The organism is Stenotrophomonas sp. 3(2025) (assembly GCF_052665395.1).
The window spans coordinates 54,861-75,231 of the sequence record NZ_JBQOIF010000016.1 but is presented as its reverse complement, the minus strand read 5'-3'; the positions used below and the strand labels follow the sequence as shown (position 1 = coordinate 75,231).

Below are 20,371 nucleotides of genomic sequence, written 5' to 3'. Positions count from 1 at the left end.
CAGACTTCAGTTCGCCCTGCCAGGAGTTGCGATCCACGCATTACCAGCCAGAAACCACTCGGTGCTTGCTTCAGATAGTGGAATGAAGATGTAGACATCGCGGTGCTCGCACAGTGCCACGTGGGCCGATACCCGGATGCTCCGCCCGTCCCCCTTCTTTCCCAATAGGACCAGGCTCAATCTGTTTCACGAGGGCGCCATCATCGTGATGCGTCACGTTAATCCCCCCCCCCCCCTCTCCCTCGTCAGGCCCGGATTGCGGCGGCCTGCCGATGGCGGCGGACGTAGTCCAGAAGCCGGCAGACGCAACAGGCCACTCCGCCGCACTCACTCAGTGTTGATCCCGACACAAGGCCCAGCTTTTCCTGATTTCACTCTAGGAAAAATCTCAAAAATCGAACGTTTTCGATGCGTGCCGCGACAGCGGCGCCAGAATGAGCACCACGCCACTGGGCGCTGACAACATTCCTGCGCATGAACGGATTCCCTACACCGCGCCGGCTTCGCCTGGCCCTGCTTGATGACCATGATGTCGTCCGCCGCGGCACGGCCTTCCACCTGGGCAACGACAATCGCTTCGAGATCGTGGCCAGCCACAGTGACAGCCAGGCGTTCGTGCTGGCGCTGCAGCAGTGTCGCGCCGATGTAGCCATCATCGACATTACCCTGGCCCCCGGCGACATCAGCGGTGCCGAACTGGTCCGGCATCTGCGCCAGGTGCTGCCCCGCGTAACGCTGCTCGGCTTTGCCGGGCAGGCTTCGGTGGCGAACATCAACCACCTGCTGGATGCCGGAATCAGTGGCTTTGTCGGCAAGTCCGAGCCGTTGGCCGAGCTGTCCGACGCGGTCGTGCGCGTGGCCCAAGGGCTCTGCCGTATTCCGCCGTCGTGCAAACTGCTGACGCCCTGCGACGCCCTGAGCCGGAATGAGCGCGAGGTCATCCGGCTCGTGCTGGACGGACTGACCGTCTCCCAGATCGCCCTGCATCGGCACCGCAGCGTCAAGACCGTCAGCACGCAGAAGGTTGCCGCCCTGCGCAAGCTGGGCCTGCGCAATGATGCGGAGATCTTCGCGATGCGGCAGCAGTTGGAGGCCCTGTGACCGTGCTGTTCAAGCGCGTCGGCAGAGCCATGCTGCTGGCACTGTTTACCCTGCTTCCCTGCACCTCGGCGGGCGACATCCAGCGTGGAGGCTGGGCGGCTGGCCAGGTGGTCCGGGTGGCCGCCGGTCCGACTCTGCACCCTGCCCCCGATGACGCCGCCAATCCCGAGGTGTTGCAGACGCTGGCCCATGGCTATGCGGCGCTCGTCGCCCGCCATTCCGGACTGGTTTTCGTCGAAGTCCCTTTTTCAAGCACCCACGCAGCGATGGCGGCTGTCTGTGAGGGGCGGGCCGACCTTGTACTGGCGCAGGGCACCGGCCTGCCCCTGCCCTGCCCCGACCTGGCGCCCTCGCGCAGCTTCCACGGCGGTGCCAGCGTACTCGCCGGCCGCATTGGCGAGCGCTTGCCGCGGCGGCTTGCCGATGCCCGAACGCAGCGGATCGCCGCCGTTGAAGGAGGCCCCTATCCGGCATGGCTGGCCCAGCACCACCCTGCAGTGCCCGTGCTGCCGCAACCCAGCATGCGTGCGGCCTTGGCTGCCGTGGACGCCGGCATTGCCGACGCTGCGATAGGCCTGGAATCCACTGCGGGTGCGATGGCGCGTCGTCACTATCCCCACAGCCTGCGGCTGCAGATTCTGGATGCGGATTTTCCGACCCAACTGCACCTCCTTGCCAGGCGAAAAGACCAGCAGCTGCTTGACCGTATCGAAGCGGCGCTGGATGACATCACCATCCAGGAGCATGCCCAGCTGCTGCAGCGCTGGGCCAGGCAGGCGCTACCGGCTGCATTTGGCCCGGAAGTGCGCGGTGGCTTCGATGGCGCGTTCTGGCTGTTGCCAGCCGCTGCCCTGATGCTGGCATTTCCGGTACTGGCCGCACGCAGACGACGCGAGCAGCAGGGCCTGGACCAGAAGCAGGCGCGGATGACGGGCATGATCAGTCATGAAGTGCGCAATTCCGCCCAGGCCGTGATGGCGTCAATCGACCTGCTGGGTCAAGCACCGCTGCCGGCTGGCCAGCGCGAGCTGGTAGCTGCCGCTGCCAACGCCAGCCAAGCACTGCGCGGATTGCTCAATCGCGCATTGGACTTTTCCCGCCTGGCCAGTGGCACGTTCCGGCCAAAGCAGGTGCCCTGCGACGTTCCTGCCATCTGCGCGCAGGCTCTGGATGCCATTGCGCCCCAGGCGCAGAAGAAGGCACTGCGCCTGCAGTTCGCCGCACCGCAGGCGCCCTTCCCGCTACTGGTGGCAGACCCGGATTGCCTGCGCCAACTGCTGGACAACCTGCTCGGCAATGCCGTCAAGTTCACCGACACCGGCGGCGTTGAGCTGCGCCTGCAGCTGGATGGGCCGGCAAAAGCCACGTGGTTGCTGATGGAGGTCATCGACAGTGGCATCGGCATCGAGCCAGCGCAGATGAGTTGCCTGTTTACCCCCTTCCAGCAAGCCGATGCAGGCGGGCTGCGAGGTGGCAGCGGGCTGGGCCTGTCCATCTGTCGCACGCTGGCCGAGGCGATGGGCGGCACTTTGGATGTCCATAGCGTGCATGGCCGCGGCAGTCGTTTCATTCTTCGCTTGCCGGTGCAGCGCGTACAGGAAGAGGCGCCGACCGCTACCGCTGCGTCCGCCCTGCCGCGGCTGGCCGGTCTGCGCATCCTGCTGGTCGAAGATCATGCACTGAACCGGCAGGTCGTTGCAGCCCAGCTGCGGCGCCGGGGCGCCACAGTGTGCGAGGCTGCCAACGCCATGGATGCATTGGCGCTGCAGAGGGAGTCTCCCTGTTCAGTGGTGATGCTGGACATCGGCCTGCCCGGAACGGATGGCTACGCGCTGGCCCGGCAATTGCGGTTGCTGGAGGCAGGACGGACGCCTCGCGCCCGGCTGCTTGCGCTCTCCGCCTTCAGCGGCGGCGACCACGCGCTGCGTTGTCAGGTCGCTGGCATCGATGCCGTGCTGGTCAAGCCATTGCAGATTGACGCGCTGCTGCAGGCGCTGGACCAGCCTGTGGCCGGCAGTGCCGTCGAGGCCGCTGCCCCCGCACTGGTGGCCGCCTACGAAGAAGATGTTGATCGCGAGCTGCAATGCCTGCACGAAGCAATCGCTGGTTGCGATGCCGTGCAGCTGCGCCATCATGCGCATCGCCTGCAGGGCGTGCTGCAGATGCTCAACGCGCACGGCATGGATGCACGCGCCGGCGAGCTATGGGAGCAGGGGGATCGCGTGCCGCCCGGCTGGGACCATGCGCGCCAGGTGCTGGCCGAGCTGCAGACGTGGCGCGGCTCCCGCGGTACGGGAACCGCGCCGTCGCCCTGAATCAGGCGGCGTTGCGGCCTGCCTGGCGGCGGGTCAGGTCGTTGAAGCGACCCAGCGACATCAGGTGCTGGTGGATCAGCGCCAGCCAGCCGTTGCGGTGCCATTCGACGACGGTCGCATCCGGCAGCGCGATGAACTTCTCGACGTCGACCACGAAGAAGCCGTTGAGGTTGAACTCGCGACCATCGGGCAGGCGCACGGTTGCATTGCGCTCGACCAGCAGGCCGTTGTCGACCAGTGCCTTGGAGAATGCCTGGGTCTGCTCGTGCTCGCGGGTGAACTGGCCGCAGAACTCAAGCGCCTGCTGCACCATCTCGGTTGCCTTGCCATCGACGAACAGCGGCTGGCCTTCGTCGCCGCCACGGACGATGCGCGGGCTGTCTTCGTCGATGCCGAGCAGGAAGTCATTGTCCGCGCCGGTGTCGATGAAGATGAAGGGATGGCGGCGCAGGTAGGCCGGAATGTAGGTCTCGTCGTCCCACAGCCCATCGGTGATGAACAGGTTGTCGGTGGTCACGCCCACGGCGGCCATCGGCACCGCGCTCGGGCCAGCGAACAGGATCGGGAAGTGGTGCAGCGCCAGCGAGAATTCGCCCAGCACCAGCGGGATGGAGTTGCTGTTGGCAGCGAACTCGAGCTTGCCCGGCAGGATGCGCAGATCGGCGTGCAGGTCTGCCTGCAGCGGCACCGGGCGGGTGTAGAACAGGGGCGCGCTGCTCGGCGCAGCTTCGGTGGTGGTGTCGCTGGTGGTGGTCATCGTGGAAACCATGTCGATCATGCGCGCCTTCCATCCCGGGCGCGCCAGCGGGAACAACCTGAATCCCGCATTATCAACAAGGCAGGTGACAACGGCCACCCCGCCGCCCCAGTTATTTCAGCTGCAACGGGTAGCGCTGCCACAGTACGTGGACCAGGAACCCTGCCAGTTCGGTATCGCGCGCACTGACCGCCGCGCGGATCTTGTCCAGCAGGACCATGTCGCTGCAATGCCGCACATCGGCGTGGTTGGCCTGGCCGGCGCGTCGCGCCCGATAGCGTGCAGCCCGCTGTGCATCGCTCATTGCGTACCCGAACTTGGGCGGCCGACCGCGTTTGCGCGGCAGGGTCAGCTCCAGGGTTCCGGGGTCATTGTCATCACGCATGGGCAGGGTGCGGGCGGCGGCAAGCAACGGGGGGTGCGCAATTTATCGTGAGGCATCACTTTAATCCAGCTTTTTCTGCAGTTTTGTTGCAATGCAATGCAATGCAATGCAATGCAATGCAGGTGCGTGGCGCACGTATGGCACCCATCCACGCATGGCGTGGGAAGTAGATCCACGCCATGCGTGGATGACCCCCTCGCCAATACAAGAATGGGAGCCCGCGAACGGGCTCCCTGTATCCGCCTTACGCTGCACGCACCGGCTCGTAGCCATGCAGGTGCGATTCGCTGCTGGCCCGTCCCTGGCTCAACGAACGCAGCGAGGTCGTATACCCGACCAGCTGTGCCAGCGGCGCGAACCCGCTGACTTCGGCGCGACCGTCCTGGTCGTCGATGCGGGCGACGCGTCCATGGCGGCGATTCAGGTCGCCCACGACGTCCCCCACCGAGGCCGACGGCGAATGCACCGTCACCGCCATCACCGGCTCCAGCAGCTGTGTGCCACTGGCCGCCAACGCGGCCTTGATTCCCTCGCTGCCGGCCCGATGGAACGCCATCTCCGACGAATCCTTCGCGTGGGTCTGGCCATCCACCAGGCTGACTTCGATGCCGACCACCGGATGGCCCTGCGGGCCTTCCGACAGCGCGGCACGAACGCCCTTCTCCACCGCAGCGATGAAGTTGCGCGGCACCACGCCACCGACGATGCGGTCATTGAACACAACCTCACCGTCGTCGCGCGGCACCACATCCAGCACCACGTGCGCGAACTGGCCCTGGCCACCGGTCTGCTTGACCAGGCGGCCCACAACGCCTTCCACGGCACGCTGCGGCGTTTCCTGGTAAGCCACGCGTGGCGCGCCAATGCCGATGTCCAGCTTCCATTCGCTGCGCAGCCGCTCGACCATCACCTCCAGATGCAGCTCGCCCATGCCCCAGGCCAGGGTTTCACCGGTCTCGCGATCGGTTTCCACCCGGAACGAGGGATCTTCCTGGGCCAGGCTTGCCAGGCCCTGCGCCAGCCGGATCAGGTCGGCCGCACGTGCCGGCTCCAACCGCCAGGCCAGTACCGGGGCCTGTGCCTGGATGCTCTCCAGGCGCAACGGCTGCCCTCGCCCGCTCAGCGTTTCACCGCTGACCGCATCCTTCCAGCCCAGCACCGCCACGATGTCGCCGGCCACCGCCTGCCCGATGTCCTGGGTCTGGTCGGCCTGCACGCGCACCAGCCGGCTGATGCGACGCCCTTGCGGGTGCTGCGAGCTGGCCACGTTGTCGCCTACCTTCAAGGTGCCCGAATACAGCCGTACGAAGCTCAACGCACCGTGCTGCTGGTGGGTGATCTTGAACAGCAGGCCGGCCAACGGGCCGTCCGGGTCCGGCGGCAGCAGGACGTCGCCGTCCTCGCCTTCGGCAGTGACCGCAGGACGATCCAGCGGCGACGGCAGGTAATCGACCACCGCATCCAGCAGTGTTTCGATGCCCTTGTCCTTGAAGGCAGCACCCGCCAGCACCGGCACGCCGGCGCCCGCCAGCGTCGCGCGACGGATCGCTGCGCGCAGCGTCGCCGCGTCGATGTCACGACCTTCCAGCCATGCTGTTGCCAGCGCATCATCATGGTCGGCCACGGCTTCGACCAGCGCATTGCGCTGCGGTTGCCACTGCGCGCGCTCTGCTTCGCCCCATGCCGTCACCGTTGCCGCGCCTGCGTCCTGCCACTGCAGTACACGGCCATCGACCAGGTCGACCCAGCCGTGGAAGTCGCCCTCACTGCCCAACGGCACGCCCAGCGCCCACGGTCGCGCCCGCAGCTTGTCCTGCAGCTGCTCCAGCACGCGCTCGAAAGAAGCGCCGATGCGATCCATCTTGTTGACGAACGCAATCAACGGCACGCCATGCCGGCGCGCCTGGCGCCACACGGTTTCCGATTGCGGCTGCACGCCGTCCACGGCCGAGAACACGGCCACGGCACCGTCGAGCACGCGCAGCGAGCGCTCGACCTCGATGGCGAAGTCGATATGGCCGGGCGTGTCGATCAGGGTCAGCTGGTGCAGCGGCAGATCGCGCGGCGCCCACTGTGCGTGCACGGCGGCCGCACCGATGGTGATGCCACGTTCGCGCTCGATCGCCGAGAAGTCGGTGGTCGCGTTGCCGTCATGCACTTCGCCGACGCGGTGGATCTCGCCGGTCTTCCACAGAAGGCGTTCGGTAAGGGTGGTTTTGCCAGCGTCGATGTGGGCAATGATGCCGAGGTTGCGAAGACGCGACAGCGTCTGGGTGTTGGTGTTCATGAGAAAGGTTCCTGCTGGGCCAACTTCGGGGGCCGCACACGCTGGTTGGCAACGGCGTGTGCGGCTAGCGTTCGGTCTCGGCGATCTGGTGCATGGCACGTTCTCCTTGCGGTGGAGCGGGTTGAGGGATAGGGGCGGAAACGAAAAGAGCGCCCCGGAGGGCGCTCTGTGGATGGTCCAGCGAAGGCCGCGATCAGCGGCCTCGTAGGGCTCCAGGCAGACACGCCCGTTCCGCGCTTGCGCGGGTCAGGGTGAAAAACTTCAGGAGCGGCATCCGGTTCATGCGGCGCATTCTAGACCTGTCAATCTGGCGCGCAAGTGAATATTGCACACATGGATGGAACGATGAGCCCCGAAGTAGAGCCACCCCATGGGTGGCTGCAACCCAGGTCGTCAGGCGAATTACTTGCAGTCGTGCAGCCGGCGGGCATCGCCCACGGTCGCCGCGTGCTGCTCGACGGTCGACACCCAGCCCTTCAGGGACATCGCCGGGTCGGTGCGCGGCTTGCGCGGACCACCATGGATCAGCACTTCGGTCCAGCTGCCGGTCGGTGCCAGTTCGGCCAGGCGTGCGGCCTGGTCCTCGTCGGTACTGAAGGTGTCGTCAGGCGAGGAGGGTTTTGCGTTGTTGACCGTCGCCTGCTTGCGTACGCGCACACGCAGGGCGCCATCCGGCATGCGCTGGGTGGCCACCTCGTAGCGCTCCACGCCGTAGGCCCACTTTGATTCGCCGGGGCGACGCGTCTCAGTGCCGTCATCGGCAACCTCGATCGACTCGCCGGTGACCGAGCCCAGCGCAGCAATGCCGCCGAAGCCGGCCATCATCGCCTCGTAGGCCACCATCTGCCGCTGCTCGACCGACAGCTTGCTGGCGTCCGGCTTCATGCCGGGCAGGTTGAGATAGGCCGCCTTCTTGCACAACAGCAGCACGCGCTTGTCCTCCCAGGCCATCGAGATCTCACCATTGGCGAAGTACTCGGTGGTGAACGATGAAACCGCTGCGCCCTCGCCGGTTGAATGGCGGGTCTCAATCAGCGACGCCTCTTCGGACGCTGTCATCAGCGAGACCTTGGTGGTCGCGGCGGCTCCTGCGGTACCGACAATGCCGATCAGGGCAGCGAACAGTGCGCAACGCGTGCGGGAGAGAGTCATCAGGCCATTCCTTTGAAAAAAACGAACCGCACATGATACGCGGCCAGATCCGGGGGGCCGCTTCGTCTCAGGTAACCACCACCAACGGCACACCGCGGCGCGGATGCTGCAGCACCACCACGTCCTGCTGGTAGACACGCTGCAGGTTGCCCTCGGTCAGCACGTCCGAAGGCGCGCCGTCAGCGGCCACCCTGCCCTGCTCCAGCAATACGATACGATCGGAGTACCCGGCCGCCAGGTTGAGGTCATGCAGCACCACGATCACGCACGCACCGCCCTCGGCGCAAGCCCGTACGCTGCGCAGGGTGCGCTCCTGGTGGCGCAGATCCAAGGCAGCCGTAGGCTCATCCAGCAGCAGCAACGGCGTGTCCTGTGCCAGCACGCGCGCAAACGTGGTGCGCGCCGATTCGCCGCCGGACAACTGCTGCACTTCGCGCAGGCGCAGCGCCTGCAGTTCGGCAGCATCGATCGCCCGCTCCACCTGCGCCTCATCCACCTGCGGATCCGGCGGGTGCGGCAGGCGCCCCATCGCCACCACTTCTTCCACGCTGAAGGCGAAGCGCACGCCGTGCTCCTGCGGCATCACCGCACGTTCGCGCGCAAGCGGTCCGGCCCGGTAGTTGCGCAGCGGACGGCCATGCAACTGCACATCGCCACCGTCGGCACGCAGATCGCCAGCCGCCACGCCCAGCAGGGTCGACTTGCCGGCACCGTTGGGCCCCACCAGCGCCGTTACCGTGCCCGGCTCGAATGCGAGGGTGATGCCATGCAGGATCTCGCGCTGCTGGCGACGCACCACCACATCGCGCAGTTGCAGGAAGGCGCTCATGCGGCCGCCTTGCGGCGCTGCTGCAGCACCAGCCAGAGGAAGAACGGCGCGCCCAGCGCGGCAGAGAACAGGCCCAGCGGAATCTCGGCAGGCGGGTCCAGGGTGCGCGCCGCAGTGTCGGCCACCACGATCAGCAGTGCACCCAGCAGCCCCGACAACGGCAGCAGCCAGCGGTGGCCAGGCCCAACCAGCAGGCGCGCCACGTGCGGCACCACCAGGCCGACGAAACTGATCGAGCCGGCGAATGCCACCGCCGCGCCGACCAGCAGCGCACTGAAGGCCACCAGCAGGCGCCGTGTACGCGCCACGTCCAGCCCCAGATGCTGTGCCTGGCGCTCGCCGAGCGCCAGCATGTCCAGCGGCGTGGCCAGCCGATGCAGTGCGAACGCGCCGATGGCGAACAGCGGCAGCACCGCCACCACGTCGGCCCAGTTCGCGCGCGCCAGCGAGCCCATCTGCCAGAACACCAGCGATTGCAGCTCGCTTTCGTTGGCGATGTAGGTCAGGAAGCCGATCAGTGCCGAACAGAACGCGGCCATCGCAATGCCCACCAGCAACAGCGTGGCATTGCCACTGCCCTTGCCCGGCCGCGCCAGCGCGTAGGTCAGCCCGATCGCGGCGGCACCGCCGCCGAAGGCCGCCACCGGCACCAGCCAACCGGCTGCACCCGCAGCGCCCAGCACGATCGCCGCCACGGCACCCAGCGCGGCGCCCTGGCTGACACCGACGATGCCCGGATCGGCCAGCGGATTGCCGAACAGTCCCTGCAGGCTGGCACCGGCCATCGCCAGCGCGGCGCCAACCATCGCCCCCAGCAACGCACGCGGAATGCGCAGCTGCCAGACCACGGCCAGGTCACGGCTGCTGACCGATTGCGGATCCAGCAGGCCCAGCTTCACCGCCAGTGCCTGCATCACTTCCAGCGGCGGCAAGCGCAGCGGCCCCACAGCGAACGATGCCAGCACCGCGCCCAGCAGCGCGAGCAGCGCAATCAACAACATCGTCCGCCCGCGACGGCGGCGTCGATCCGCAGGGCTCATGCCTTCGGCAGCGCCGCCAGCGCCTGCGCCAGGGCCAATGCACCGGCACCGGAACCGATGCTGGCGTACTTCAACTGCGCATCCGGCATCACCCAGACCCGGTTGGCCTGTCCGGCCGGGGTCTGCTTCAGCGTCGGGTAGGCCTTCCACAGGCCTTCGGCACCACCAAACAGCTGCAGGTCATGCTCGGTCACCAGGATTACTTCCGGCGCCGCCGCGACCACACCTTCATTGCTCAGCTGCGAATAGTTGGCCACGCCGGCCTCGGTGCCGATGTTCAGGCCGCCGGCCAGGGCGATCAGCTTCGCCGATGCGCTGTCGGCACCGGCCACGGTGGGCGCACCGCCCGCTCCCGTCGCCGACACATGGATCACCCGCGGCGCATGCGCCAGGCCCTTGCCGATCGCGGCGGCCTCATCCAGCTGGCGCTGCACCTGCGTGGCCAGGGTCTGCCCTGCGTCGGCCACGCCGAGCACGGCGGCGATCTTGCGCACCTTGTCCGGCGCCGGCTGCAGGTCATCGATCACCACTGCAGGCTCGCCCACTTCGCGCAGCTTCTTTGCCAGTTCGGTGTGGCGACGCAGGCTGTTGCCGATGAACAGCGACCCCTGCAGGCTGAGAACCCCCTCCACGCCGGTCGTGCGGTTGAACAGGAACTGGTGCGGTGCGGCCAGCCCTGCCTCGGTGGTGGTGTTGGTCGGCGCGGCGAACACCTGCTTGCCCAGGCCCAGCGCCTCGATCACGGCGATGATGTCGTCACCGCCGGCAATGATCCGGCTGCTGTCATCCACCTCCACATCGGCGCCATCGTCGGAGTGCACCCTGCTCGGCAGCACCGCCTGCTGCCCCGGCAGTGCCGGCACATCGTTGCCTGCCACCCGCTGCCAACCTGCGGGTAGTGCTCCCGCCTTGGCGGTGGCGGCCGCCGGTGCTGCTGCGTCTGGGCTGCCGGCAGACGGCGGCGCTTTGTCGCCACAGGCGGCCAGCACCAATGAAACGGCAATCGGAAGCGCGCACTGGCGCAGGCGGGAAGCGATGTTCATGCAGATTCTCCTTGCTGGCAGGGCGGCGGGGCGCCGCCCTGCCCTGTGGCTTACGGCTGGCGCAGGCTGATGCGGGTGATGCGGTCACCCTTCGGATCTTCAGCGCCACGCGACTTGTTCACGGCGAAGACATTGCCCTTGCCATCGGCACGGACGTGATTGGGGAAGGTGCCGCCATCGAGGTTGCCGACCACCTTGCCATCACGGTCGACGGCAGTGACGGTGCCGGCACCGCGATTGGTGACGTAGGCCAGGCCACTGTTCGCATCGAAGGCCACGTTCAGCGCACCGGCGCCGACCGGCACGTCGTGCACGACCTTGCCGCTGGCCACGTCGACGATCAGCAGGTTGTCGGTGCCCTGCGAGGCCACGTAGAGGCGGTTGCGCTCGGCATCGAAGGCCACGCCCGAAGCGCTGATCGCATTGCCCAGGTCGATGACCTTGTCGACCTTGCCGCTGGCCACATCGATCACCGCCGCTTCCGGCGTACCGATGCTGACCGTGAACAGCTTGCCGCTGGGCTCATCCAGCACCAGGCTCATCGGCACGAACTTCTCGTCGTCCACGCCGGAGGCCAGGGTGATCGGCTCCAGTGCCTTCAGCGTCTTCGCATCGAATACCGACAAATGGTCTTCACCGGCGGCCGAGGCGAACACCTTGCCGTGCGTGCTGTCGACCACCACGTCGCGGGCGTGCGGCACGGCGCCGACCGGGAACTGGTGGACCAGCGACAGATCCGCCTGGCGATAGACAGCCACGGTGTCCTGGCGGGTGTTGCTGACCCAGACATTGCCATTGGCATCATCCACGCCCACGCCATACACCGCGAACACCGCACCGTTGGTACTGCCCGGCACCTGCGCCGGGGTGATGGCCCTGGTCACCTTCAGCGACTTCGGATCCAGTTTCAGCAGCTGCGACTGGGTGACCGGCGGGCGGCCGACGGCCGAGGTCACGAACACGGCATTGCTGGCAGCACTGTAGGCCGACTGGTACAGGCCCGGCACCAGTTTGTTGGACTGGATGGCGAACTTCGCCTGGCCCGACAGCGGCAGCTGCGGCGACACACGCAGCTTCAGCACGGCTGCGGCGGCCGGCTGGCTGGCGCGCACCACCACCGGATGGGTACCCGGCACGGCGTCGGCCGGAATGGCCAGCTGGGTCTTGAAGTTGCCATCGGCATCGACCACCACCGGCTGGCTGTTGAGCACGGTATCGCCACGCAGCAGGCTGACCTGCTGGCCCGGCACGAAGCCGCGGCCGGTGACATCGGCGGTGCTGCCGGGAACCACGTTCTCACCGCGTGAGACAACCTGGCCCTTGAAGGTAGCGCTGGCCGGCTGGTCGAACACCGGCTGTGCGCTGGCGGTCACTGCCAGCAGCAGGCCGGCGGCCAGGGAAGTGAGGCGGAAAGACGGACGGAATGACATGGAAGGCTCCTTGCACACGTAGGCCGCGCCTGGTGGCGCGGGATTCATCGGTTGCCTTGGCCGCTGCACATCGACAGTCCGCCTGGGTAGTGGGGTCGCACGGCACTGCCGTGCGAGGGGTTCATTCGGCGGCGCTGTCTCCACCGGCCGGCTGACCGTCGGCGGCGCTGCGGTCGGTCACGCCATACAGCTCATGCAGCGCCGCGTGGAAGGACGCCGGCAGCATCGGGCCATGGCCCAGGCCCGGGAACTCGCGGTACCGCACGCTCAGCCCCGGCACCTTGCCCAGGCGCTGGGACAGCTGCATCGCCGCATCCGGGGTGGCGCCAGCAATGCGGCGCAGATGCGCGACCACGCGCGGATTGCTCATGTCGCGCTTGCCACGGTCGCCGACGCGCTCGGCACCACCCAGCATCAGCCACACCGTTGCTGGCTGGCCATGCACGTTCTGCACGAACTGCTGCTCGATGTCACCCAGAGGCGCCCCCTGGCTCCACCACAATGACGGACTGGCACTGAGGTAGTACTGGAAGGCGGCCGGACGGGTGTACAGGCTGCTGAGCACGAACAGGCCGCCCAGCGAATGGCCCCACAGGGCCTGCTGCTGGCGATCGATGTTGGCGCGGCGTTCCACTTCCGGCTTGATGCGACGCTCGATCATGTCCAGGAAGGCCGCTGCGCCGCCGCCGACAGCCTGCGTCCTGCCGCTTTCGTCATCGGCGCGATCGATCCATGCGGTGTAGTCGCGGGTGCGCGACGCCGAATCGATGCGCAGGTCGTTGTCGTAGCCGATCAGCACCAGCACCGGCGGCACTTTCCGTGCGGCAAGCTCGGCCAGCAGCGGCTGGTCCAGCACCATCGCCACGGCGTTGCCGTCCAGTGCGTACAGCACCGGCGATGGCGCCTTGGAGGCCTTGGCCGGAATCGCCACATTCACCCGCCAGCGGCGCTGCTGGTCGGGGCTGTCGATCACGAAACGCTCGAAGCGATAGCTCGCCGCCGGTGCATCGAGCACGGTCTGGCCCATCTTCTGCAGCGGATTGCGTTGCTGCGCGTATGCGTACGGGGTAGCCAGGAGCAGGCCCATCATCAAGGCGGCCAGGCCGGACAACAGCGGGCCACGGCGCGGAGGCAGGACGGAAGACTTCATCAGCGACGGCGAAAGCGGCACACGGCCACCGGTTCACAAGGGACCGCAGTCTACCTCAAACGCGAATGATTATCACATCGATCAAACGTCACGCTGTGTATCACGCGCGCGACAGTGCGTACGCCAGCGCTTGCACCAGAAGTCCGGGTTCATCTACTTTGCGTGCCATCGGGGCGCAGGAATCGCCCCGCCCTTGCGGGTGCCTGCTGGCCCCTGCCCTTCAGCTCCACAACCGCCATGGGATCGGATCCCATGACTGTGAGAACCCCTTGAAGCACAAAGCACTGATCGCACTCGTCGCCGGCCTTCTCGCCCCGCTGGCCGGCCATGCCGCGCCGAGCCTGGCCGGGCTGTATTCGGCCTATGAAGAGGCCGGCTATTCCTCCCTCGGGCTGGAAGAACTCAACCAGACCGTACAGTTCACGGCAGTGAGCCTGGGCGCCTCCAGCAACCTGCAGGGCGAGCCGGTCCTTGAGGCGGGCGATGAGGATGGCCAGGTGCTGGCCCGCCTGACCGCCTCCGACGACGAGCAGAACGCCAAGCTTGCAGCGATGGAGGACGGCGTCACCTTCACCGCCAGCTGCACGCTGCAGTTCAGTTCGGGATCGGACTATCTGGCGTTGGGCGACTGCGTTCTGCAGTAATCGGTTCGGCACCGCCGACAGCAGCGCAGAAACGACGAAGCCGGCCCTGGGCCGGCTTCGTTGCATCGGGCCGAAACCCGTTGACTCAGGGGCCGGCGGGCACCGGACCGTACGGGTTGTCCTGCGGCGTACCCGGCAGCAGCGCAAAGATCAGGATCACCACGCCACCGCCCGGCACCAGCGCCAGCAGGTACAGCCACCCTGACTGGTTGCAGTCATGCAGGCGGCGCACGGTCACCGCGATCAGCGGCACGATCGTGGCCAGCCAGAGCGCACCCACCAGTGCCACCGCGCCAATCGTGATCCCGGCCATCCAGCTGGAATCGGCGTCCAGCACGAGGCCGGCAACGAGCGCCACTGTCAGCGCAATCACGCATACCGCTGCTCCCGCAAGCAGCAGGAACAGCTGGAACATCCAGTACTCGCGGCGGTTGGCGCGGCCCTCGAACTGGGCATAGCGCTTCAACGGCAGAATCATTTCCTGCACGGCATCGTTCCTTGAAAAATAAGCCGCGCAGTCTGCCAAATGCATGCGGGCGGGGCAATGCGCCGCCTTGCAACACGCAGATGACTACGCGCCCTTGGCCGCCCTCGCCGCCTCGCGCTCGGCACGCAGCCGATCGAGTTTTTCCTTCAGCTTGATCTCCAGCCCGCGCGGCACCGGGTTGTAGTACACCCGCTCGCCCATCGCATCGGGGAAACCGGTCTGGTCCAGCGCGATGCCGCCCTCGGCATCGTGGTCGTACTGGTACTCAGCGCCGTAGCCCAGCTCCTTCATCAGCTTGGTCGGTGCATTGCGCAGGTGCAGTGGCACTTCTTCGGTGCCGCTGTCGCGCACATCGGCCTTGGCCTGGTTGAAGGCGGCATAGCCGGCATTCGACTTGGCGGTGCTGGCCAGGTACAGCACCAGCTGCGCGAAGGCGAGCTCGCCTTCCGGGCTGCCCAGCCGCTCGTAGATGTCCCACGCTTCCAGCGCCATGCTCTGCGCGCGAGGATCGGCCAGGCCGATGTCCTCGATGGCCATGCGGGTCAGCCGGCGCGCCAGATACGAGGGATCACAGCCGCCGTCGAGCATGCGCGTGAGCCAGTACAAGGCGGCATCGGGGTTGGAGCTGCGTACGGACTTGTGCAGCGCCGAGATCTGGTCGTAGAACTGCTCACCGCCCTTGTCGAAGCGGCGGGTACGGTCGGCCAGCACCTGGGTCAGCGTCTGCGGGGTGATGCGACCACCCTCCCCGCCCGCCAGCTCGGCGGCGATTTCCAGCAGGGTCAGCGCACGGCGGACGTCGCCATCAGCGGCGGTGGCGATCTCCAGCAGCAGCTCGGGCGCGACTTCGATGCGTTCCTCGCCCAGCCCGCGCTCGCGATCACCGAGCGCACGTTCCAGCGCTTCGACGATGTCGGTTGGCGAAACACCTTCCAGCACATGCACGCGGCAACGCGACAGCAGCGCCGAGTTCAACTCGAACGACGGGTTCTCGGTGGTTGCACCAACAAACAGGATGGTGCCGCGCTCGATGTGTGGCAGGAACGCATCCTGCTGCGCCTTGTTGAAGCGGTGCACTTCATCGACGAACAGCACCGTGCGGCGACCTTCGGCGAAGCGCTGCGCGGCCTCGGCCAGCACCTGGCGCACTTCCGGCAGGCCGGACAGCACGGCGGAAATGGCACGGAATTCGGCGTCGGAGTATTCAGCCAGCAACAGCGCCAGCGTGGTCTTGCCGCAACCGGGCGGCCCCCACAGGATCATCGAATGCACGCGTCCGGATTCGACGGCGCGGCGCAGCGCGCTCTCTGGCGCGAGCAGGCGCTTCTGCCCGACCATCTCATCCAGGGTGCGGGGGCGCATGCGCTCGGCCAGCGGGCGCATGTGTTCCCGATCGACACTCAGCAGATCGGGGCCGGGGAATGAAGTGGAGCGATGTCTTGGCACCCGATCATTGTACCGCGCCACCCATCGGTAGCGCCGGGCCATGCCCGGCGGATCAGGCGACTGGCGAAGGTAGTGCCGGCCGCTGGCCGGCAACCCCGGAATGTGTCGGAAATGGGCCGGAGCGGGCGCCACCCATACATTGACAAGCCGCTGATTTACATGGAGCGTGCTTTCGCGGGGACCATGCATCCTCATCAGTAGCCGAGAATCTGGAGCTCCAGCATTCAGGACCCACCCGTGCGCGATTCCGACTCCAATATCCTCGAGTTCGTTGCCGGCTGTGCCGTCGACGCGGACATCTACTACTTGGCTGCAAGGATTGGCCCGGGGCACGAATGCTACGACCCTGATCCAGGCCCGCCCTCCAGGATGTTCTTCTATCAACATCAAACGGATGAGAAATGGTTCTATCACGACCTGTCCGACTGGCAGGTCGAGTCCACCATCTTCGTCCCTGAACAACAGGATGGGTGCGCTCGTCGAGTATTGGCCCTTGACTTCTACGGCCAGCTTGAGGATCTAGCTCGTGCAGGCACGACATTCGAGTGCATTTCACATGAAGGTGATGACTTCTCCGGAGGGCTGACCCGGATTCGGCAGCTGGGTAAGGATCTCTTCTGCTGCGGAGTGCACGGAATGATCTATCACCGTAGCGAAACTGGCTGGAAGCGACTTCCCACCCACTTCCCCGCACCCGAACGCGCGAGTCTCGAGGACGATCTTGAGTCAATGGATTTCGACAACTGGCTTGCCTGCGTTGGCCATCTGTTCGAACTGGACGGTGTGCCACCACTGCCAGCTGCCCCTACGGAGCGCGATGCAGAGCTTCGGCGAAGATTTGAAGAATCACGCGCCGATCTGGCGCAAATCGGCAAGAATCAAGCACTCAACCAGCTACTCGCTGATTTGGATCTGGCCAGCGTGAATGACCTTTGCGGCACCGGCTTTACCGATCTCTATGCGATCGGTTCCGACGGCCTGATTGCGCACTGGGATGGCGCGACTTGGACCATTCCAGAGCAGATCACTTCTGCGGAACTGCTGCATGCATTCAGAACCGATTCGGGCGAACTGTTCCTGGTCGGCACCGAGGCAACAATCGTAACGGGTCAGATCAATAGGGGCTTCACGTCCATCTCCCATCAAATCAGCCCTGAGATCCCGTTCTATTGCGCTTGCCAGTACGGGCAAACCATCTACATCGGCTCGGAGAATGGACTCTATCTCTACAGCCCCACCTCTGGAGCGGTTGAACGCCTGGAGGCGGGCATTCCTGAAGAGCTGATGGATGCTGCAATCAACGACATCAGTTCCGCCGATGGGGTGTTGTGGGTTCTGACGCCATGGGACCTGATGCGATTTGATGGTGCCGAGTGGCAGGTCATCGTTCACCCGGACAACGGATGAACTGGCCGAAGCGTGCCAACCAAAGTTGGCACCTACCAGAGCGGGTCATGCGACCGCGGTAGCGCCGGGCCATGCCCGGCGAATCAGGCGACTGGCGAAGGTAGTGCCGGCCGCTGGCCGGCAGATCAACAAAGCGTGTCAGCCAAGGTTGACACCTACCAAAGCGTTTCCGCCCAGAGATCAATTACCGATGACGTCGGTACCGGCCGGCGGGGTGAAGCGGAAGGTGTTGGCGGCGAAGCTGGGGTTGCGCTTCCAGCCGCTGAAACTGATCACGGTGCGCTGGCCCACGGCGTCGGTGATCTCCATTTTCGCCAGGCCCTGCGCGTTGAAGCCCAGCGCGGCGTACTGGAAGCTGGCTTCGGTCTCGCGCTTCGGCGACAGCGACAGCCACTGCAGGCCATCGCGGGTGGCGGCCTCTTCGCTCACGTCGTACTGCTGCTCCAGCAGTGCCGGATTGATCAGCGCGGTCAGCGGGCTGTTCTGCTCTTCCTTGCCCTGCTCGCGCACGGTCGCCTGCTCCAGGTCCGGCTCGAACATCCACACCTTCTTGCCGTCGGCCACGATCAGCTGCTCGTGCGGGCGCACGTATTCCCAACGGAACAGGCGCGGTGCCGACAAAGCGACGCGGCCGCTGGTGGATTCCTTGACCTTGCCGCGGCTGTCGAACACCTGCTGGCTGAACTGCCCATCCAGACCCTTCAGGCCGGTGGTGAAGGTCTTCAGGTCATCACGGGCGCCGGCCCAGGCGCTGCCCGCAGCGGCGCAGGCCACGGCCAGGGTGGTGGTGGCAAGGAAACGACGGAGGCGAAGGTTCATGCAGGGATCCTGTGGGCGCGCGGCCAGGAAAGTTGGGTGCCAGTGTGCCCGGCGAAAGATGAATGGGCGATCAGGACGCCATTATGACGCCCTGATCGCTGATCGGCGATTCAGCTGCCAGCGGCCGGCAGCTTGCCGTACAGCACCTGACCACGGAAGCCGCGGCGTACCTCGCGGAACAGCGCGCGGAACGCGGCATAGTCCTGCGGCTGGCACAGCGCCTCGGCGCCGCGCACCGCGTTCTGCTGCAGGCGGTGATGCACGGTCACTTCCTGGCCCTGCCGGCTCCAGTCGACCCGGTACTCGCCGGCCGCATTGGCAAACCGCTGGCTGCGCGGAATCGCGATGATCGGGGCATTGGCCGGGAACTGCAGGCGATAGGTTTCCTCTCGCAGGCTGGCATTGCAGTAGAACGGCGTCTCGTTGTCCGGCGCCGAGGCGCTGGCATACAGCCCGCGTACCGATTCACCACCGGGAGGATCGGGCACGGCCATGCCGCCGGCCACGTCGAAGTCCACGTAGTCCTCGGCCTGGAAGGCCATGCGATAGCCAAACGGCCGGGTCAGGTCGACCGGCACACCCTGCAGCTGCAGCTGGCCGCGGCCATCGAAACCGGACGCGGCCATGATCGATTCTTCAGCGCGCGCCCGGTTCTGTGCATTGAGCTGGGCGAACTGCGCGCGCATGCCGATCTCGGCGTTGTCGCTCAGCTGCGGCACTGTCTCGCCACGCAGGTTGCCCTGCGCGTCGAAGGTGAAGCGCACCTCCATCACCGTGGCGTTGCGCTGCGGATCATTGGCCGGCGTGCGTGCCAGGGTGGCATCGCGGGTGTGCAGCACCGGCGCGCCGAGGTCGCCGTCGGGCAGCTGGCCGAAGCGCGCCCAGGCACTGGTCGAATCCAGGTACAGGTCGAACTCGGGCACGTAGGTGATGGCGTGGTTGAAGCGGCCCAGCAGCGGAATCTTCGGCAGCGTCGGGCCGCCACCGGCACCGATCAGCACCGGCGAACTGGTGATGCCCTTGGCCGCCAGCAGCGCCTCGAGGATCGTTACGTGGTCCTTGCAGTCGCCATAGTGGTTGTCGAGGATGCTCTGCGCACTGTTCGGCTCCAGGCCGCCATTGCCCAGGTACACCGCCACGTAGCGGATGTTCTGCGCCACCCAGCGGTACAGCGCATCGGCCTGCGCGCGACGGTCGCTGATGCCGGCGGTGACTTCATCGGCCAGCGCCTGGATCTCCGGGGTGACCTGTGCGGCCGGCCCTGCTTTCAATTGGTAGGCGCGGCCCATCTGCGCCCAGTCGCGATAGGTGCTGGCCATGATGTTCGGCCCGAACTCCCACACCGCCGCCGACCAGTTCTGCGCCTGCATCGGCTCGCGGCGCTGGTAGCGCCAGCGCCATTGCGCCTGGCCGTTCTTCACCACCGGTCGGTCACTGCCCTGCACGCCACGGCTGTCCACGAACATGGGCAGATTGGCCGGCGCGCTGAGGGTCACTTCGGCATCGTCGTACTGGGTGAACACATTGAAGGTTTCCCACAGGCCGAAGTAGCCCGGGAAATAGGGCGTCAGCTGGGTCCGGCGCACCTGGTAGAACAGCCGCGTACCCGGCGCCAGGTTCGGGAACACGATCACCCGCACCTTGCGGTCGGCATACATCGCCGCCGAGGCACTGGAATAGCTTTCCTGGGTGTAGATGCGGTCGGCCGGCACTTCGCGGCGCTGGCCGTCGGCGGTCAGCGTATAGGCGTTGACCACATCCAGCGTTTCCATCTTCTCGCTGTAGCTCAACCGCACCTGGCTGAACTGCTCCACCGCTGCCTTGGTCTTGAGCAGGATCTCGTAGGTTTCGGTCTGCACGTTGCCGGCATCGGCGCGCACCTGGTAGTCGGCGCGATAACGTACAAAGCTGAAGTTGTTGCTGGCCTCGGCATCGCTGCCGGTGGACGGCGGCGCGACTGCGGGTACAGCCGTCGCGGCGGCGTCGGCCAGCGCCGGGCCGGCTGCCAGCAGGCAGGCCAGCGCCAGCGCGCAGGAAACGGGTTGAAGCATGCGTCGGTTCCTTGGACGTCGGGAATGC

17 protein-coding genes are annotated in these 20,371 nt (G+C 66.4%); 4 read left to right on the top strand and 13 right to left on the bottom strand.

The window, feature by feature from the left end; translation table 11 throughout:
* Positions 1-474: 474 nt before the first annotated feature.
* Both ACUXVE_RS13410 and ACUXVE_RS13405 read left to right on the top strand, forming a co-directional pair.
* Positions 475-1,101: a response regulator transcription factor gene (locus ACUXVE_RS13410; RefSeq protein ID WP_093818293.1), complete on the top strand. Its 627-nt coding sequence runs from the start codon at positions 475-477 to the stop codon at positions 1,099-1,101.
* Complete coding sequence (locus ACUXVE_RS13405) at positions 1,098-3,416, top strand: ATP-binding protein (RefSeq protein ID WP_445514551.1); 2,319 nt, start codon at positions 1,098-1,100, stop codon at positions 3,414-3,416. The genes ACUXVE_RS13410 and ACUXVE_RS13405 overlap by 4 nt, the downstream gene beginning before the upstream one ends.
* A gap of 1 nt (position 3,417) precedes the next feature.
* Here the strand turns inward: ACUXVE_RS13405 and ACUXVE_RS13400 are convergent, their stop codons facing one another.
* From ACUXVE_RS13400 to ACUXVE_RS13360, 9 genes are all read right to left on the bottom strand, one after another.
* The gene (locus tag ACUXVE_RS13400; protein ID WP_093818568.1) at positions 3,418-4,173 is read right to left on the bottom strand and encodes a SapC family protein; all 756 of its coding nucleotides are present in this window, start codon (positions 4,171-4,173) and stop codon (positions 3,418-3,420) included.
* 112 nt (positions 4,174-4,285) lie between these two features.
* Positions 4,286-4,558 (bottom strand): hypothetical protein, encoded by a 273-nt coding sequence (locus tag ACUXVE_RS13395; protein ID WP_025877210.1) that lies wholly within the window; start codon positions 4,556-4,558, stop codon positions 4,286-4,288.
* A gap of 244 nt (positions 4,559-4,802) precedes the next feature.
* A complete protein-coding gene (gene fusA / locus ACUXVE_RS13390; RefSeq protein ID WP_445514550.1) occupies positions 4,803-6,845 on the bottom strand; it encodes an elongation factor G in 2,043 nt (680 codons plus the stop codon).
* A gap of 402 nt (positions 6,846-7,247) precedes the next feature.
* Positions 7,248-7,997, bottom strand: coding sequence for a hypothetical protein (locus ACUXVE_RS13385; RefSeq protein WP_445514549.1), 750 nt, complete (start codon positions 7,995-7,997; stop codon positions 7,248-7,250).
* A 67-nt stretch (positions 7,998-8,064) separates the two neighbouring features.
* Entirely contained in the window at positions 8,065-8,826 is a 762-nt protein-coding gene (locus tag ACUXVE_RS13380) for a heme ABC transporter ATP-binding protein (protein WP_445514548.1), read from the bottom strand.
* Positions 8,823-9,866: a FecCD family ABC transporter permease gene (locus ACUXVE_RS13375; RefSeq protein WP_025877218.1), complete on the bottom strand. Its 1,044-nt coding sequence runs from the start codon at positions 9,864-9,866 to the stop codon at positions 8,823-8,825. The genes ACUXVE_RS13380 and ACUXVE_RS13375 overlap by 4 nt, the downstream gene beginning before the upstream one ends.
* A complete protein-coding gene (locus tag ACUXVE_RS13370) occupies positions 9,863-10,909 on the bottom strand; it encodes a heme/hemin ABC transporter substrate-binding protein (protein WP_445514547.1) in 1,047 nt (348 codons plus the stop codon). The genes ACUXVE_RS13375 and ACUXVE_RS13370 overlap by 4 nt, the downstream gene beginning before the upstream one ends.
* Before the next feature lie 50 nt (positions 10,910-10,959).
* A complete protein-coding gene (locus ACUXVE_RS13365; RefSeq protein WP_445514546.1) occupies positions 10,960-12,339 on the bottom strand; it encodes a Vgb family protein in 1,380 nt (459 codons plus the stop codon).
* Positions 12,340-12,460: 121 nt separating this feature from the next.
* Positions 12,461-13,489 carry an alpha/beta hydrolase gene (locus ACUXVE_RS13360; protein ID WP_445514545.1) on the bottom strand — a complete coding sequence of 343 codons (1,029 nt, stop codon included), beginning with the start codon at positions 13,487-13,489 and terminating at the stop codon, positions 12,461-12,463.
* A gap of 269 nt (positions 13,490-13,758) precedes the next feature.
* Here ACUXVE_RS13360 and ACUXVE_RS13355 point away from each other — a divergent pair, with 269 nt between their 5' ends.
* Positions 13,759-14,133: a hypothetical protein gene (locus tag ACUXVE_RS13355; RefSeq protein WP_088099885.1), complete on the top strand. Its 375-nt coding sequence runs from the start codon at positions 13,759-13,761 to the stop codon at positions 14,131-14,133.
* Between the two features lie 85 nt (positions 14,134-14,218).
* On the opposite strand, the gene ACUXVE_RS13350 is transcribed toward ACUXVE_RS13355, so the two are convergent.
* Positions 14,219-14,620: a DUF805 domain-containing protein gene (locus tag ACUXVE_RS13350; protein WP_080148804.1), complete on the bottom strand. Its 402-nt coding sequence runs from the start codon at positions 14,618-14,620 to the stop codon at positions 14,219-14,221.
* A gap of 84 nt (positions 14,621-14,704) precedes the next feature.
* Positions 14,705-16,003, bottom strand: a complete 1,299-nt coding sequence (locus tag ACUXVE_RS13345) for a replication-associated recombination protein A (protein WP_223485498.1) — start codon at positions 16,001-16,003, stop codon at positions 14,705-14,707.
* Between the two features lie 300 nt (positions 16,004-16,303).
* On the opposite strand from ACUXVE_RS13345, the gene ACUXVE_RS13340 reads away from it, so the two are divergent.
* Positions 16,304-17,473 (top strand): hypothetical protein, encoded by a 1,170-nt coding sequence (locus ACUXVE_RS13340; RefSeq protein WP_445514544.1) that lies wholly within the window; start codon positions 16,304-16,306, stop codon positions 17,471-17,473.
* A gap of 180 nt (positions 17,474-17,653) precedes the next feature.
* On the opposite strand, the gene lolA is transcribed toward ACUXVE_RS13340, so the two are convergent.
* Both lolA and ACUXVE_RS13330 read right to left on the bottom strand, forming a co-directional pair.
* Entirely contained in the window at positions 17,654-18,292 is a 639-nt protein-coding gene (gene lolA, locus ACUXVE_RS13335) for an outer membrane lipoprotein chaperone LolA (RefSeq protein WP_032974810.1), read from the bottom strand.
* 110 nt (positions 18,293-18,402) lie between these two features.
* Complete coding sequence (locus tag ACUXVE_RS13330) at positions 18,403-20,343, bottom strand: DUF3857 domain-containing protein (RefSeq protein ID WP_059064157.1); 1,941 nt, start codon at positions 20,341-20,343, stop codon at positions 18,403-18,405.
* Positions 20,344-20,371 lie beyond the last annotated feature (28 nt).

Coding starts and splice junctions, on each gene's coding strand:
- ACUXVE_RS13410 (WP_093818293.1), top strand. CDS start 475: ATGAACGGATTCCCTACACCGCGCCGGCTTCGCCTGGCCCTGCTTGAT.
- ACUXVE_RS13400 (WP_093818568.1), bottom strand. CDS start 4,173: ATGACCACCACCAGCGACACCACCACCGAAGCTGCGCCGAGCAGCGCG.
- ACUXVE_RS13395 (WP_025877210.1), bottom strand. CDS start 4,558: ATGCGTGATGACAATGACCCCGGAACCCTGGAGCTGACCCTGCCGCGC.
- fusA (WP_445514550.1), bottom strand. CDS start 6,845: ATGAACACCAACACCCAGACGCTGTCGCGTCTTCGCAACCTCGGCATC.
- ACUXVE_RS13385 (WP_445514549.1), bottom strand. CDS start 7,997: ATGACTCTCTCCCGCACGCGTTGCGCACTGTTCGCTGCCCTGATCGGC.
- ACUXVE_RS13380 (WP_445514548.1), bottom strand. CDS start 8,826: ATGAGCGCCTTCCTGCAACTGCGCGATGTGGTGGTGCGTCGCCAGCAG.
- ACUXVE_RS13375 (WP_025877218.1), bottom strand. CDS start 9,866: ATGAGCCCTGCGGATCGACGCCGCCGTCGCGGGCGGACGATGTTGTTG.
- ACUXVE_RS13370 (WP_445514547.1), bottom strand. CDS start 10,909: ATGAACATCGCTTCCCGCCTGCGCCAGTGCGCGCTTCCGATTGCCGTT.
- ACUXVE_RS13365 (WP_445514546.1), bottom strand. CDS start 12,339: ATGTCATTCCGTCCGTCTTTCCGCCTCACTTCCCTGGCCGCCGGCCTG.
- ACUXVE_RS13360 (WP_445514545.1), bottom strand. CDS start 13,489: ATGAAGTCTTCCGTCCTGCCTCCGCGCCGTGGCCCGCTGTTGTCCGGC.
- ACUXVE_RS13345 (WP_223485498.1), bottom strand. CDS start 16,003: ATGCGCCCGCTGGCCGAGCGCATGCGCCCCCGCACCCTGGATGAGATG.
- lolA (WP_032974810.1), bottom strand. CDS start 18,292: ATGAACCTTCGCCTCCGTCGTTTCCTTGCCACCACCACCCTGGCCGTG.
- ACUXVE_RS13330 (WP_059064157.1), bottom strand. CDS start 20,343: ATGCTTCAACCCGTTTCCTGCGCGCTGGCGCTGGCCTGCCTGCTGGCA.